Source organism: Emcibacter sp. (assembly GCF_963675455.1).
Classification (GTDB): Bacteria; Pseudomonadota; Alphaproteobacteria; order Sphingomonadales; family Emcibacteraceae; genus Emcibacter.
On sequence record NZ_OY776217.1, the window covers coordinates 86476 to 101697 of the forward strand.

A 15222-nucleotide genomic window follows, 5' to 3' on the forward strand; every position below is an offset into this window, starting at 1 on the left:
GAGTTGAAATATGGGACGCGTAGACGGGAAAATCTGCCTTGTGACCGGGGGTGCCAACGGCCTCGGCGAGGCCATGGTACGCCTTCTGACTGAAGAAGGGGCAACGGTCATCCTGACCGACATTGATGTAACCGGCGGGGAAAAACTTGCCACCGAGATCACCCTCGCCGGCAAAGAAGCCATGTTCATAAAACATGACGTGACCGATGAAGCCGCATGGGAAAGCGTATTCAGCGCCCTGCTCGACAAATACGGCAGGCTTGACGTGCTGGTCAATAATGCCGGCGGCGGCACCTATAACGATCTTGAGACGCTGTCGCTGTCCGACTGGCGCAAGATCATTTCGCTGAATATGGACAGCACCTTCCTCGGCACCCAGATGGCGGTCAGGGCCATGAAGGAAACCGGCGGCGGCTCCATCATCAACCTGTCCTCTGTCGGCGGCATTGTCGGCTCGCCCAACCTGGTGGCCTATTCCGCCGCCAAGGCCGGGGTCAAGCTGTTCAGCAAATGCGCCGCAATCCACTGCGGCCAGAAGGGTTATAACATCCGTGTCAATACGGTGCATCCGGGCCTGATCAAAACCGCTTCCGGCATGGAAATGGCGGAAAAGGCCACCGGCATGACCCCGGAACAGGCGGAAGCCGCCTTCTCCGCCCTGCATCCGATCGGACGCATCGGCCTGCCGCACGAGATCGCCACCGCCGTGCTTTATCTGGCCAGCGATGAATCCAGCTTCGCCACCGGCGCGGAATTTGTTATTGACGGCGGCTATACGGCAATCTAAGCAACGATCCGGGCAAACCACCCCTGAAGGAGAAAAAGCGGCTGACTGTTAAAAGCCGTTTTCTCTCCTTTGTCATCTCAATCGGAATAATTTGGCCGTGGAGGTGCGCTGCCAATGGAAACCCAGAGTCTCTTTCCGGAGTATGTTACAGGACTTTTTTCAGTCTCTCCGCGACTCTTTCATACAGGCCCGGATCCTGCTTTTCCAGACTGGCCAGCCTGCCGACCAGTTCGTCAACACCACCCGGGGAAAACTCCTCCAGCAGGGTTTTCTCCTTGTGCTTGCGGATGTCCTCCATCAGAATCTTAAAGGTGTCAATTTTATCCTGCTGTTCCCGGGTAAGCTCCCTCTCCGGCATCAATTGCAGCATAACCTCCAGCAGCGCCTCGATGACGGAAAGCTGCATGCCGTAACCGGCGACTTCATGGACAATCCGGTGTTCCAGTGTTGGATTGCCGCTCTTGTAGGTATTGATGTTGATGAGACCGGTGCTGTTGTCCGAACTTTTGAACATCCAGCTCCATGGATTTATGGCCTGGGATAGGGTATCAGGTGCGAAATAGGTCATGGCAGTTCCCCTGTTGTGTGAATTGTACGACAATAAAGCATAGTCGTCCCCGGTGCAAAATAAATGAGACCATACGTCCGGGGGGGGACACAGCCTGATGACATTTGTCGGATTTTTTTACACTTCTATTTTTCTCACCGAACAATACTCAACCTATTATAGAATATAAGATTTCCGGGATACTGCCGTATATGTTCGTGCTGAAGGGTCCTGAGAACTGTAAAAAGATTTTACAGTTATGGTTAACGCCAGTGACATGCGCTCAGAAAATAATATATTTTTATCCATAATTAATAATAACTTACAAATTATTACATGCATATAAAAGAAATGGCACAATTTATGCTTTAACTATATCCGAGTCTATCATCACACCTCAGTAAGCGTAAATCCCCAAGATCACAGACGGACCGTCCTGTGATCACTATGATATTTTTGTTTCCCGTGAAAGGAGAAACCACATGATGAATTTACGCCCCATCAGAATTCTTTTAACTTTCGCCGTGGCGGCGATTGCCGCAGCATTATCAACGGCCCATGCCAACATAATTGATTTGAGCGGCGGCTCGAACTGGCTTTCTACCGATAACGGCGTTATCGGCACCAGATGGACACAGGGGATCGTCAATCCGGGAGAAGGAGTGCCCGCGACGGCGCCCTACGGAAATACGTCAACCACTACCCTCAACAAAAACAAAATGATGTGGTATTGCGGCGGAGATGGAAGCCTTTGTACCGTCGATGATGACGGCAATGCCTCAGGGGATGGCCCCATTGATACATTTTACCTGCGCTCCTTTTATCTGAAATCAGACGATATTGACGGTGCGCTTGCCCTCATTGCAGACGATTTTCTTGAAGTCTGGCTCAACGGGCAATTTGTGTTCAACGGCATTCTCGAGCAAAATCAAACCGAGGGGCAGCCTGATCCGTTTGTCCTGACAATAAGTGACCTCAACCTGAGCATTGACAGCGGAACAACCCTGAATCAGGCAGATTCCGGTGGACTTGAGAATATCCTGCAGGTGGGGTGGAACACCCTGGCAATCAGGGCCATGGACGGCTCCCTGCCCGACGACGAGGAAGGCTGTGTTCAAGGTGATGAGAAAATCATCACCGGCGGCACATTCTGCAACTACAACCGGGCCTTTGAATATCTCTTTGTGTCAGGAAGTGTGAGAGCGGATGAACCTGCTTCACTGGCTTTGCTGATGTGCGGTTTACTGTGCATATCCGTTGCCAGCAAACGGCGCCACTGAAAAACAAGGTCAGCCGGGAGCCGGAAACGGTCCTGATACTGGAGTCCGGGCACCTGGCGCTGAGCACCGGTCCGGTCAGGACGCCTGACGGGCGCCATGTGGCCAATTATTCCTCGGTCTGGCGCAAGAACGCCGACGGACAGTGGAAGATCGTGTTCGACAAGGGTTATCCAGAGTGTCCGAAACCCGCGGCCGAGTGAAAGAAAAGGTGTTAGTCATGACCATAATTGCAAGATTTATCGTTCCAACCCGTCTTGTCTTTTGGCTCTTTCTGGCCGGAAATGCTATGATAACTACAGCAATGGCAAAGGAGGCTCAGATTATGCAGCTGATGAGCGCATCTTTTGAACAGGGGCAAACGATCCCGTCCAAATATTCCTGCGAAGGCACGGATATTTCTCCCGAACTGCATTGGGAAAATGCGCCGGAGGGTACCCAGAGTCTTGCCCTGATCACCGACGACCCGGATGCCCCGGCTGGAACCTGGGTGCACTGGGTCCTCTATAATATTCCGGCCGATGCAACCTCTTTACCGGAAAATCAGCCCAAGACCGAAACCCTTGAGAGCGGCATCCGCCAGGGCCGCAACAACTTCCTGAAAACCGGCTACGGCGGTCCCTGCCCGCCCCGGGGCCACGGCCCGCACCGCTATTTCTTCAAACTTTATGCCCTGGATACAGTCCTGAACCTGAAACAAGGCGCCAGCAAGGTTGACCTGGAACAGGCAATGAAAGGGCATGTTCTGGCCAAGGCCGAACTCATGGGCCGTTTCGAACGGAAATAGGGGATGATCGAGGATTTTCCGGAAAATTGTCGTCGCCGAATATGCCTTAAAACTCAATCGACAGATGAAGAGTATGGAAAAATTTATCCGACTGGTTTCCCTTTGCCGAAAGGGTGCCTGCATAGGCATGATCAGGAACCGTTTCATAGGACGGAATATAGGAAATCCTGACGTTCCTGAATTTCACACCAACAGCCGCAATGGGAGTGACAGGGCTCCATTCGTAACCCGACGCCACACCAACAAGCACATAAGACCAGGACGGCATCCAGCGAACATTGTGCCGGTCAAACAAATAGGCCGCATAAAAGGTCGGTTTTCTGTTCGAATTATAATATCCCCCAAGCTGTATATGGTTTTCGAAGCGAACATAGGCTCCAGGGTTGAAGTTATTATACCCGGGTTCAGAATGCCAACTGGCCAGATGCAATCCGATAGCCGCAATTTTTGGTAACTCCCACAAAACCTTCTACCCCAAAGCAAAGGGCCGCACCCGACTGGCACTCGAATTAAGGCGACCCTTCAGAAATTTGAAAAGATTTGTATCTTATGCAACTGAGAATGAAACATCCCACCCACAGCGGATTTATTTTATCAGAAAAAATGCAATCGATCAATTTTGGGTTGGCTCTATAATTCTATTCCGCATGGACGTCGCTGCTGTCTTCACGAACTGCCCTCACGGGGAGATAATTTAAGTAGTGTTTTCGTGTCGTCATCGTTGCTTCGTCACGGTAGAACCCACGAGGATCTCACCCCAGATAATACCCTGTTTGTGTCCAGCTGGGCCTGAGAGGGAACATGAAGAACCCAAATAAGAAACTCTCAATTCATATTACTATTAGTGCATTTAAGTACAAAAAATGAAAAATCTTTCGTTTCCAACACTTACGGAGACAACATAATCTTCATCATTTCTTCGGCGGCAACAACGGCAAGCTCGCGGATATTGTCACGATCCGCCTCATCCCCCATTTCATAGGTGATGGAAGGCACGCCGTAAGTTATATAGAAATAGCCCTTTGCCGTACCTTTTTTCAGACCGCTGGGTCCCGGTGCATGACGCAGGGGGATATCTCCAGCCCTTTCCCTGATCGCCCTGTGCCAGTTGACGGCAAAATTTTCGGGATCGGTCTTGTCCTTGTCATTCTGCGTATACATCAGGTTTTCCCAAGTGGAATGGAAATCCAGCATCAGGGCCAGACGCCCCTTTTGCCTTTTTCCTTCCCCGTAGTTCAACAGTTCGCGACGCACCAATTCGGTCTCCGGCTGGGTGAATTTTCCCCAGTCGCGGTTCAGGTCCTGACCGCTTATATTTCCACGCCAGTTGCCGCGCGCGACGCCGTCCGGGTTCAAATTCGGTATGGCGACAATACGATATTTCTCTCTGAACCGCCGGGCCAGCTCACTATCCGCAAACAGCGTTTCCATGAAAGGCACCATGGCCAGTGCCCCGGTCACTTCCGGCGGATGTTGGCGGCCAAGCAAAATTACAGTCGGCGCCTTCGGCGAAGGGACCCGGGTTTCCAGCTTGAAAATATCCCGTCCCTCGGTCGACTTGCCAAGCTTGTAAAGGTCAATAAACTCATGTTCCCGGGCTGCCCCGATCATCCACAGGTTATGCTGCCGGTTGGTAAAGATTTCCTGGCCGGCCACCCACAGCGGTTCGCCTCTCTTCACCTTGACGCGAAATCGGGCGCTTTTCTTGTCTTCGGAAATTTTGATTTCCCCGGGCTTGACCGTGTGCCATGTATGACCGTCAGTGCTGAACTTGGGCCAGTAGCGATGCTCCCCGAAATCATATTTCAGGGTGATGGCAATCTTGCCGGACATCCGGCTTTCCACCCGAAAAGCGTACCAGGGACTGGGATTGATCGGCTGCTTTTCCGGTTTGATGGTCAGATAATATTCTTTTCCCTTTTCCTCGCAGCCGTTAATCCGGGCGGTGGGAAAATCGGTCATAAAACGGATCTCGCCGAAATTACAAACGGCATTTTCAGCAGAGGCGGGCTGAAACAGGCCGAGTGCAGCCAGCGCCAGAAACAGAAAATATTTCGATATCTTTGTCATGGGCGACATCTTATGTTTTGTTCAAGAAATGAAGAAATAAAAAAGGTGGCGGTGGAGACCGCCACCTTTCCGGATCCGGGGAGACCGAAGCCTCCCCTGAGGGTTGATTAAAAAGTCTTGCGGACGGAAGCGTACCAGTAACGGCCTTCGTTGCTGTGCAGACTTGAGTCATAACCGTATGTGGCATCAGCCAGCGGCGCCTCTTTATCAAAGATATTGCGTGCGCCGATCCGGATCCGTGTGCCGTCCAGGGCGCCTTCATCGAAGCTATACTGGACATAGGCATTCATGCGGAACCAGGAGTCAACTAACCAATATTCACCGGTATCGTTCTGAACGGCGCTGGGATCATAGAAGGAGCTGGTGTATTTCGCCCAAAGTCCCGCACCCCAGCCGTTATTACGCCAGGTCACGCTGCTGGTCAGCTGCCATTTCGGCCGGCCGTTTTCCTTAACCAGGTCCCTGCTTTCAGTAGGATCACCAAGGAAGATTGCCCCTCCTGTTCCCTCTTCAGAAAGGGTCTGTTGCGCTTTAAAGAGCCGGGAAGCGTTCAGCTTGAAGGAAAAGTCCCCCATGGCCGTTTCATCAAGCTTGAAAGCCAGGCTGATATCAAGACCTTCCGTGCGGCGTTTATCCAGGTTGAAGAAGGGATCAAGCACGTTCAACACTTCACCGACTGCATCAAGGCCCGAACCGTCAAAATGATCGATATCTTCTGCAGTCGGTGCCGCCCTGATTATGTTGTCCGGGAGCGCCAGCCCTTCTTGGGCGGCATAGGCTTCATAGGCGAGCCAGACATCATCACCAAGAATGCCAACAGCATTATTCTGGTCAATTCGCCAGTAATCCACGGTGATCACAAAATCAACCTCTGTTTCCGGGGCAAACACCATGCCGATAGAGTAGTTATCCGTTGTTTCAGGCCCAAGAGTGTCACTGCCGAAACGAATAGACTCGACACTATCGCTGTAAGAATCACAATCATCCACCCCCGAGGCCTCGCCTTTGTTAATGGCCGCCAGACAGGTATAATAATCCGTCCTGGTATTCACGCGGGTAAACTTGTCGGTATTCACGACCTCAAGCGCCGGTGCCCGGAAGCCGCCGGTATAGGCGGCACGGATTTTAAGACCGTCAGCGACACCCCACGCCAGCGCCACCTTGGGCTTAAACACGCTGCCCACATCGTTGTAATGTTCAAAACGACCGGCCAACTGCATATCGAGGCTGGTCAGGAAAGTGCGATCCGCATCATAGGCCACCAGCGGCACCGCCAGTTCGCCAAAGGCGGAGAAGGTATGACGGTCACCTGAAGAATCCGCCGTCGGGCTCGATCCCATCACATCAGAACCAAATTCCTCATCTGTAACAGAATCTGTAAAGGTAATTGTACCATCAAGGCGATCATCACGATCTTCAGAAAAACTCTGGTAACGCCATTCGACACCGATCGCGGCCCCGACTTCATTTCCGAAAAGCTCGAACGCCGCCGGATTGGAAAGTTTAAAGTCTGCTGAAGCAAGTTCGGTCGTGTTGATCCGGCTGACATCGACAATGAAACTGTCGATGGTCGCCTGGTCATTGCAAAGACCGGCACAGAAGGGATTATAGGCGGAACTGTCGGTCCGGTTCAGGGCTTCCTGGAACAGGCTGTTGCTGATTCTTGTTGTGGTATCATTGGTTTCCGCACGGGAATAAAGCAGCGCGCCTTCCCAGTCCCATGAACTCCATTGACCGCGCAGACCGGCCAGGGCGCGGTAAGATTCATTATCCACGTCAATATAACGCACGTCCGCATCAATCGCACGATAACGATCAATTTCGATCGCCAGCCCTTCATCGGGGATGGTGTACCCGTCGAGACGACTACCGCTGCCAACCGCGCCAAACGGATTGTAATAGGCCGTTTCAGACATAAAGACGGGTGTGCTGGATAACAGTGAAGAATGTTCGCGGTTCTTGGTGGATTCGGAACGGTAATATGAAAGTTCGCTAAAGAACTCCATGCCGTTATCAAATTCATGATTGATAAACAGGAAGGCATTGCCGCGTTCCGTATCGGAAATAGTCTGACGATGCATGTTGGAATCATAATATTGATCGCGGCTGATGGCACCACTGTCAAGGCAAAGGTCATTGCCGAAAATACAGTCCTGGTTGCTGTCATCCGCATCGACAGGTTCGATATGGAACTGCCCCGAACTTGTGGTCAGGCCGGAAACACTGTCATCCGCATAAAACCGTCCCCAGACGTTGCTGCTGGAGCGGTTGTCGAAATTCGTATCCTCTTCAAAGTCAGTACCTTCGACAAGCGGCCGCAAGTCAGAAGAGGCTGACCTGTCAAATTCGGTGGCATCGACTCCTGATCCATTATAATAGGTCAGAGACAGTGAAATATTGGTCTTGTCATCATTCAGGTTCCAGCCGCCTAGGAAATCAATATTAAGTTTGCTGCGGGAAGTATTTTCCGCATCGCCATATTCAGCGCCAATCCGGTATCCTTCATAATTGTCCCGCATGATGGTGTTGACCACACCCGCAACGGCGTCGGAACCGTAAAGGGCGGAAGCCCCTTCCTGCAGCACCTCAACCCGGCGAATGCCACTGACCGGCAGGGCATTCACGTTTGAAGTCGTCACAATGACAAGGTCTTCAGTCTGCGTGCCCGGATGCTGAACCACACGGCGGCCATTCAGCAATACCAGCGTATTGCCGGACCCGATCCCGCGCAGGTTAATGGACGCCACATCGCCGCGGGCGCTGTTCACACCGCCACCTACAGTATCCGTGCCATTGAAATTGATCACGCCGTTGGATGGCAGGGCGTCAAAAAGCTCAATGCCGGATGTGGCGGCAATGGCATCAAGGTCATTCTGACCCATCAGGGTCACCGGCAAGTCACCCGTGGTTTTCGCCCCCTTGATCTGGGAACCAACAACAATAATCTCTTCAAAAGCTTCCGGCTCTTCATTTGCAGACGCAGCTTCTTGCGCCACAGCGGCCTGTGCAACCAGGCCGCAAACACCGGACAAAAGCACGGCCTTGAACACACTCTTCCTACTCTTATGAAACATCTCTTTCCTCCATTTTTGACCCTTTCGGGTTTTATCGGGCCCAAAACCCCCTGTGCCCTCATTATTCTTGAGGGGTTTCTGATTATCCAATAACACTGCTTATCAGGGGTATAACCTCAGGCTATACCCCTGGTCGCAGAATAAGGTTTATATTCGGGTTACTTTTTATTTTTCCGACGCAGAGCCAGAAATCCAAGCCCGGCCAGCATCGGCATGAAAGGCGCAGGAGACGGCACATCCACAGACTGCTGAACGGTTGCTGTGGCCTGGATTACCCCCACAATGGCCTCGGCCAGAAGCTGATCGCGACGGGTCGGGGTGGTTCTCATATAATTGGAGAACTCGGCATGAACGAAGGTGCCGCCCTGATCCCGGGAATATTGACCCTGGGGGTTGTTGCGGGCGCCTAGCCGCCAGAAGGGGCTGTACCCATCCACTCCGACACCATTGACCCCTTCGTTAAGCGGGTCCGTCATAACAAGCTGGTTAAACACATAGGCGTCACCGAAGACATTGATCCCTTCCAGGGCTGCATCAAGGAGCTGCAACTCAACGGTCACGTTACCATCACCGTCAGATAGCACCGCATCCGTGTCATCCGGGAAATGATCTGCTGTACCACTGCCATAGCCATGCAACTGCCAGGCTGTGCTGTCGCCGTAGCCACCGTTCCAGACCTCATGCACTTCCTGGAAAATGGAATAGGCAAGGCTTGTCGGGTTGGCCGTCTGGGAACCGTTGGCGGAACGGTGAGAACCGGCCAGCATAAAGCCCCTGGCATCGGCATCTTCAAACACCCGTGCGCCGAGGCGATGGGTATTGGTATCATGCACCGGATGCGGCACTTCAACCGTCACCGTGGTCAGATAATCCTCGTTGATAAAATAGGACCCCCAACCCTTGGTCTGGGCGTTGTTCACAAGCACTTCCCGGACACCCCAATAGGTTGATCCGCTTGTTGTATTGGTAAATTTCACCAGTTCGTACCCCAAGGCCGCAGCCTGGGTTTCCGCCGTTGACCAGTCATTGTCATACAGACTTTGGGCCAGAGCCCTGAAGTCCGCCCGCTGGGTTGTAGACGGCGGTACATAGTCTCCTGAATTTTCTTGAAAAGCCAGATTCTTCAGACGAAGAACCTCGTCATAAAAATCGCCACTCTCCACAACAAGAGCATTGGCCATAGTCGGAAATAACGCCACAGCGGCGCATATATAAATAAGTTTTCTAATCATCAATTTTCTCCCCTTTTGGTAGGTCAGCTAATTATCGGGGAGAAACAGGTAAAGCTGAAATAGTATAAGTTTCGATGGGTATAACCCGGCGCTATAGGTGCTTCAGGGTGCAACAGCCCGGGCACCAGGTCGCCTCGAATCGGCAACGCCGAGGAACACCCCGTCCCGGTGCATGATGGACTGCACGCTGCCCATGGTAGATCCCTGTTCCGTCTCGTATCCCATGGATTTGAGAATGGTGAGTGTATCAGGACTAAAACCCGGCTCGATAAGAAGAACATCAGGCAGCCACTGATGGTGTATGCGTGGCGACGCCGTCGCCTCGGCGAGGTTCATGTCAAACACCAGCACATTGACAAGTATCTGAAAGACCGAGGAAATGATCTTGCTGCCGCCCGGACTTCCGGTCAGCAGGTACGGTTTACCATCCTTCATGACCATGGTCGGCGTCATGGAACTCAGCGGCCGTTTCCCTGCCTCGATGGCGTTGGCGTCGCCCCCTATCAGCCCGAAACCGTTCGGCACTCCGGGTTTGGCGGAAAAATCATCCATTTCGTTATTCATCAGAATCCCCGTTCCGGGAATGGTAATCCCGGCACCGTAGGAAAAATTCAGCGTATAAGTATTCACCACCGCGTTGCCCCATTTGTCCATCACGGAGAAATGCGTTGTATCCGGGCTCTCATAAGGCAGCGGGTCGCCGGGCAGAATTTCCATTGACGGAGTAACGCAGCAGGCCCTGATCTGTTTCACCAGTTCCGCGGCATAAGCCGGATCGGTCAGCCCCTTGACCGGCACATCGGTGAAATCCGGATCGCCCAGATATTTGCTCCGGTCCGCATAGGCCCGTTTCAAGATTTCCGTCAGATAGTGAACCGACAGGGCACTGCCCGCCCCGTCTTTTGCAACGGGCAGCTTGTCCAGCATGTTCAGCATCTGGATGATATGAACCCCGCCGGAACTGGGCGGCGGCATGGAAACAACCTCATACTCCCGGAAATTTCCCCGCACCGGCTCGCGTTCCTTGACATCATAGGCCTTGAGGTCCTCCAGGGTGATACTACCTCCAGCCCGTTCCATCTCCGCGACCAGCAGCCTGGCCGTCTTGCCCATATAGAATTCGGCCGGCCCGTTCTTTCGCAATCGTTTCAGGGACTTTGCCAAATCGCCGAGAACCATGGTTTCCCCGGCCTCATAGGGCACACATCCCGGCTTGAAATAAACACGGCAGGTTTCATCGTTATTGCGCAGGCGCGCCCGACTGGCCAGATTTTCCGCCATGTCAAAACTGACCTTAAAGCCCTTGCGGGCAAGCTTTTCTGCTGGTTCGATCACGTCAGCCCAGGACATGGTGCCGTATTTTTCCAGGGCGTGATGAAGTCCGGCCACCGTGCCCGGCACACCCGCCGACTTCAGGCTGTAACGAGTCTGTTCCTGATCAACATTGCCTTCTTTATCCAGGAAGAAATCCCGGTGCGCCGCCGCCGGCGCCATCTCCCGGTAATCTATGGCAATGGTCTTGTTCTGATCCACAAGGTGGACGATCATGAAGCCGCCACCGCCCAGATTACCCGCCCGCGGCAGGGTTACGGCAAGCCCGAAACCGACTGCCACGGCCGCATCCACTGCATTGCCTCCCTTGCGCAGAATTTCCGCCCCGATTTCGCTGGCGTAATAATTCTGGCTGACCACCATGCCTTCCCTGCCCACAACCGGATGATGGATGGAAGAATAGTCAATGATCGCCTGAGCAAAAGCCTGGGGAATGAATATCAGAAACAGCAGGAAGGAAAACAGAATTCCGCCCGCACGGACGTTCGATTTTTGTTGTACCGGTTGACGTTTCCTCATGCCTTATCCCCTTCCATTTTTGCTCTTCTCCGCTGAAGCCAGACGACCATACCCAATATCAATACCGCCGGAATATACATCCACTGTTTCGCCGGCTGTGCCTTCGGCACTTTATAGGACAATATTTTTAACCGGGCGTCCAGTTCAGGATTATCCAGCGGGCCGTTGAAAACGGCTTCAGCGGAGAAGTAACTGCCTTCGTCTCTCAACTTTTCCAGGCCAAAGGCTTTCAGGCGTTTTTCAATATCTGCTGCCGGGCCCGCAGGCGCCGTCGCCAGGGAGACTTTCGATTTATTCTCGAAATCCATCCGCTCCAGTTGCAGTTGCAGCAGGCTGTTGTCCGGCAGCGCCGGGAGTTCAGCGGCGAAATGTTGCAGGGGACGCTCCTCCCAGGCATTGAACATCCTGTCTATCCAGAAGCCAGGCGCCAGAAAGGTAAAGGCCGCCAGAAGCAAGGCGACGGATTCCCTGTGCCGACTGCGCACCAGGAAAAACCCTCTGAGCGAGGCGGCAAAGCAGAGGATGCCGACCACTGCCGTCACAATAACAAGCAGGAGATGGAACGGCCCGCCAATGCCGATCAGCAGTAATTCCGGATAGAAAATAAAGATAAAGGGCAGGATGATCATGCGCAGGCTATAGATAAAAGCCATAATGCCGGTACGGATCGGATCGCCGCCGGAAACCGCCGCCGCCGCAAAACTGGCCAGCCCCACCGGCGGCGTCACATCGGCCATGATACCGAAATAGAAAACAAAGAAATGTACCGCCACCAGTTCGATCAGCAGGCCGTTCTGAGCCCCAAGGGTAGTAATTACAGGCACCATCAAACTGGACACCACAATATAGTTGGCCGTGGTCGGCAGCCCCATGCCCAGCACAAGACTGATCAGCCCCGTAAAGACCAGCATCAGTATCAGATTACCGCCGGACAGCACCTCCACAAAGGCGGCAAATACCTGGCCGATACCGGTGAGCGACACCGCCCCCACAATAATCCCCGCCATGGCTGTGGCAATGGCGATCCCCACCATGTTTCGGGCACCGGAGTATAGTGCCGTCCTGAAGTCCGCAAGGCCGCTTCTGAAATCCTGTCCGACGGTTTCATGTCGCCGCCACAGGGCCTTCAGCGGCTTGTGCGTGAGCAAGATGAAAATCATCAGCATACTTGCCCAAAAGGCCGACAGGCCCGGCGACAGCCGCTCCACCATCAGACACCAGATCAACAGGGCTACAGGCAGAATATAATAAAGACCACCCCTGAAAATATGACCGGCCGGCGGCAGATGCTCAAGGTCTGTATCCTCCTCAATCTCCGGCACGGCAGCGGAAACCTTCAGAAGCGCCCCATAAGTCAGGAGAAGCAGGAGCAGGATGATGACCGTCGCGAAGGACCCGAAAACCGACCTGATCCAGCCAAGGCCGAAATAGACCGCCCCTGACAGCAGGGCTAACCCGGCAATCGCCGCCGCCCACACGTAAAGAAGCTGCAGCACGGTCAGGCGTTCGCCGCGGCGCGGCAGTCCGGTCATGCCCTTGCGCTTTGCCTCGAGATGAACCAGGTAAAAAAGCGCGATATAGGAAATCACTGCCGGCAGGGCCGCATGTTTGATGATTTCCGTATAGGGCAGGCCCACATATTCCACCATCAGAAAGGCGGCCGCTCCCATCACCGGCGGCATGATCTGGCCGTTGACGGAAGAGGCCACCTCGATGGCGCCGGCTCGTTCCCGGCTGAACCCCACCTTGCGCATCAGCGGGATAGTGAAGGTGCCGGTGGTCACCACATTGGCGATGGAGGAGCCGGAAATCAGTCCGGTCAGGGCCGATGCAATTACCGAAGCCTTGGCGGGACCGCCCTCAAGATGACCGAGCAGGGCAAAGGCAAGCCGAATGAAATAGTTACCTGCGCCGGCTTTTTCCAGCAGCGCCCCGAACAGGACAAACATGAAGACAAAGCCCGTGGAGACACCGAGAGCAATACCGTAAACCCCCTCGCTGGTCAGCCACAGGTGAGACATGGCCTTGTGAAAGGACGCCCCCTTCCAGGACAGGGCATCAGGCACCCAGGAGCCGTTGCCGTAGAAAATATAGGTCAGGAAAAATAGGGCCACCACCACCATTGGCAGGCCAAGGGTTCTCCGCGCCGCCTCCAGCAGCAGCAGGAGACCGAGCCCCGCAACCGCGAGGTCTAGAGGATCATAGGCACCTACACGCTCCGACAGGGGTACATACTCAAGACAGACATACATTGCGGTATATCCCGCCACCGCGGCAATCCCCCAGTCATAGAGGGGGATTCTACTGTCTTCCGCGCCGCGCCGGACGCTATGCATCAGGAACGCCAGAATTACAGCAAAGCTCAAATGAATGGCCCGGGCCTGGGTATCGTTGAACAGGATCAGGAACCGCATACAGAGCGGCACAACCTCACCCAGGATGTAAGGCAGCGGCGAGGCGTAATAGAGCTGAAACAGGGACCAGGCGATGGCAAAACCGGCAATCACTTTCCCCGGGACACCGCCAGGATGGCGGACATGCTCTACCTTTTCCTTGATGGCCTCAAGGTCGGGACGGGTCGCCCTTCGCCAGAATTTCAGTTTTGACAGCATTCCGTCCCCCCGGTTGCCTGCTTACTCATCAGGCCGGCTTCCCGGTAATATCTCAATGCCCCAGGATGCAGCGGAGCGATCAGGCCTGATTTGACCATTTCCTCCGCCTTCAGATATCTGAAGGCCGCATGCAGCCGCCTGAAATCCTCCAGATTGCCGACCACCGCCCTGACCACCTGATAGATGACATCCTCCGGCACCCTGTCGGAGGTGACGAAGACCGCCTTCATGCCAAAGGTTTTCACATCATAGTCCGTGCCATTATAAAGACCTGCCGGAATGACCGCCGGCGCATAATAAGGATTATTATCAAGAAGCCTGTCGATCTCAGGCCCGGCCACCTCGATAATTACCGAGTCACAGCTTGTGGTCGCTTCCTTGATAGCGCCGCTGGGCTGACCGACCACATAGGCGATGGCATCCAGTTTGTTGTCGCACAGGGCCTGGGATTGTTCCGACGCCTTAAGCTCCGCAGCTAAGGCAAAATCTGATTCCGCCCAGCCCAGCGCCCTGATCAGGGTTTCCATAGTCGCCCGTGTCCCCGACCCGGGATTGCCGATATTGACCCGTTTTCCTTTGAGATCAGAGAGACGTTGAATACCGCTGTCGCGGCGGGCAACAATAGTCAGAGGTTCCGAATGAAGGGAAAACAGGGTCCTGAGGCCCGGCCAGGCGCCGTCACGCTTGAACAGCCTGTTGCCGTAATAGGCATGGGACTGCCAGTCGGACTGGGTGACGCCAATATCCAGCTCGCCCCTGCGCACCGAGCGAATGTTATAGATGGAACCGCCGGTTGCTTCCACGGAACAGCGAAGTCCGTGTTCGCTGCGCTGCCAGTTGACCATACGGCAGATGGCGGCGCCGGCCGGATAATAAATACCGGTCACACCGCCGGTTCCGATCGTGAAGAACCGTTCCGCCCGGGCGACATCGACCCCTGCAAGGCAAATACTCAAAAGAAAAATCACACGCAGAAACACCATAA

Annotated in this window: 12 protein-coding genes; 4 read left to right on the top strand and 8 right to left on the bottom strand. The window is 53.9% G+C overall.

Annotation, left to right across the window (positions count from 1 at the left end):
• The first annotated feature begins 10 nt into the window (after positions 1 to 10).
• A complete protein-coding gene (locus tag ACORNT_RS00360; RefSeq protein ID WP_321393752.1) occupies positions 11 to 787 on the top strand; it encodes a glucose 1-dehydrogenase in 777 nt (258 codons plus the stop codon).
• A gap of 145 nt (positions 788 to 932) precedes the next feature.
• Here ACORNT_RS00360 and ACORNT_RS00365 read toward each other — a convergent pair whose 3' ends face one another.
• On the bottom strand, positions 933 to 1355 hold the full coding sequence (locus ACORNT_RS00365) for a hypothetical protein (RefSeq protein ID WP_321393754.1): 423 nt from the start codon (positions 1353 to 1355) through the stop codon (positions 933 to 935).
• A 461-nt stretch (positions 1356 to 1816) separates the two neighbouring features.
• Between ACORNT_RS00365 and ACORNT_RS00370 the strand changes: the two genes are divergently transcribed.
• The 3 genes from ACORNT_RS00370 (at position 1817) to ACORNT_RS00380 (ending at position 3398) form a co-directional block, all read left to right on the top strand.
• Entirely contained in the window at positions 1817 to 2614 is a 798-nt protein-coding gene (locus tag ACORNT_RS00370; protein WP_321393757.1) for a hypothetical protein, read from the top strand.
• Entirely contained in the window at positions 2569 to 2814 is a 246-nt protein-coding gene (locus tag ACORNT_RS00375; protein ID WP_321393759.1) for a hypothetical protein, read from the top strand. Before ACORNT_RS00370 ends, ACORNT_RS00375 begins: the two co-directional genes overlap by 46 nt.
• A gap of 86 nt (positions 2815 to 2900) precedes the next feature.
• A complete protein-coding gene (locus tag ACORNT_RS00380) occupies positions 2901 to 3398 on the top strand; it encodes a YbhB/YbcL family Raf kinase inhibitor-like protein (RefSeq protein WP_321393761.1) in 498 nt (165 codons plus the stop codon).
• 46 nt (positions 3399 to 3444) lie between these two features.
• Here the strand turns inward: ACORNT_RS00380 and ACORNT_RS00385 are convergent, their stop codons facing one another.
• The 7 genes from ACORNT_RS00385 to ACORNT_RS00415 form a co-directional block, all read right to left on the bottom strand.
• A complete protein-coding gene (locus ACORNT_RS00385) occupies positions 3445 to 3666 on the bottom strand; it encodes a hypothetical protein (RefSeq protein WP_321393764.1) in 222 nt (73 codons plus the stop codon).
• A 620-nt stretch (positions 3667 to 4286) separates the two neighbouring features.
• The gene (locus ACORNT_RS00390; protein ID WP_321393768.1) at positions 4287 to 5468 is read right to left on the bottom strand and encodes a M14 family metallopeptidase; all 1182 of its coding nucleotides are present in this window, start codon (positions 5466 to 5468) and stop codon (positions 4287 to 4289) included.
• A gap of 107 nt (positions 5469 to 5575) precedes the next feature.
• On the bottom strand, positions 5576 to 8542 hold the full coding sequence (locus ACORNT_RS00395; RefSeq protein ID WP_321393770.1) for a TonB-dependent receptor domain-containing protein: 2967 nt from the start codon (positions 8540 to 8542) through the stop codon (positions 5576 to 5578).
• 158 nt (positions 8543 to 8700) lie between these two features.
• Entirely contained in the window at positions 8701 to 9774 is a 1074-nt protein-coding gene (locus ACORNT_RS00400; protein ID WP_321393775.1) for a hypothetical protein, read from the bottom strand.
• 102 nt (positions 9775 to 9876) lie between these two features.
• Entirely contained in the window at positions 9877 to 11625 is a 1749-nt protein-coding gene (gene ggt, locus ACORNT_RS00405) for a gamma-glutamyltransferase (protein ID WP_321393779.1), read from the bottom strand.
• On the bottom strand, positions 11622 to 14237 hold the full coding sequence (locus tag ACORNT_RS00410) for a TRAP transporter permease (RefSeq protein ID WP_321393780.1): 2616 nt from the start codon (positions 14235 to 14237) through the stop codon (positions 11622 to 11624). The genes ggt and ACORNT_RS00410 overlap by 4 nt, the downstream gene beginning before the upstream one ends.
• Positions 14222 to 15220, bottom strand: a complete 999-nt coding sequence (locus ACORNT_RS00415) for a TAXI family TRAP transporter solute-binding subunit (protein ID WP_321393783.1) — start codon at positions 15218 to 15220, stop codon at positions 14222 to 14224. The genes ACORNT_RS00410 and ACORNT_RS00415 overlap by 16 nt, the downstream gene beginning before the upstream one ends.
• Positions 15221 to 15222 lie beyond the last annotated feature (2 nt).

Coding starts and splice junctions, on each gene's coding strand:
- ACORNT_RS00395 (WP_321393770.1), bottom strand. CDS start 8,542: ATGTTTCATAAGAGTAGGAAGAGTGTGTTCAAGGCCGTGCTTTTGTCC.
- ACORNT_RS00380 (WP_321393761.1), top strand. CDS start 2,901: ATGATAACTACAGCAATGGCAAAGGAGGCTCAGATTATGCAGCTGATG.
- ACORNT_RS00400 (WP_321393775.1), bottom strand. CDS start 9,774: ATGATTAGAAAACTTATTTATATATGCGCCGCTGTGGCGTTATTTCCG.
- ACORNT_RS00370 (WP_321393757.1), top strand. CDS start 1,817: ATGATGAATTTACGCCCCATCAGAATTCTTTTAACTTTCGCCGTGGCG.
- ACORNT_RS00390 (WP_321393768.1), bottom strand. CDS start 5,468: ATGACAAAGATATCGAAATATTTTCTGTTTCTGGCGCTGGCTGCACTC.
- ACORNT_RS00385 (WP_321393764.1), bottom strand. CDS start 3,666: ATGCCGTCCTGGTCTTATGTGCTTGTTGGTGTGGCGTCGGGTTACGAA.
- ACORNT_RS00410 (WP_321393780.1), bottom strand. CDS start 14,237: ATGCTGTCAAAACTGAAATTCTGGCGAAGGGCGACCCGTCCCGACCTT.
- ACORNT_RS00365 (WP_321393754.1), bottom strand. CDS start 1,355: ATGACCTATTTCGCACCTGATACCCTATCCCAGGCCATAAATCCATGG.
- ggt (WP_321393779.1), bottom strand. CDS start 11,625: ATGAGGAAACGTCAACCGGTACAACAAAAATCGAACGTCCGTGCGGGC.
- ACORNT_RS00360 (WP_321393752.1), top strand. CDS start 11: ATGGGACGCGTAGACGGGAAAATCTGCCTTGTGACCGGGGGTGCCAAC.
- ACORNT_RS00415 (WP_321393783.1), bottom strand. CDS start 15,220: ATGGTGTTTCTGCGTGTGATTTTTCTTTTGAGTATTTGCCTTGCAGGG.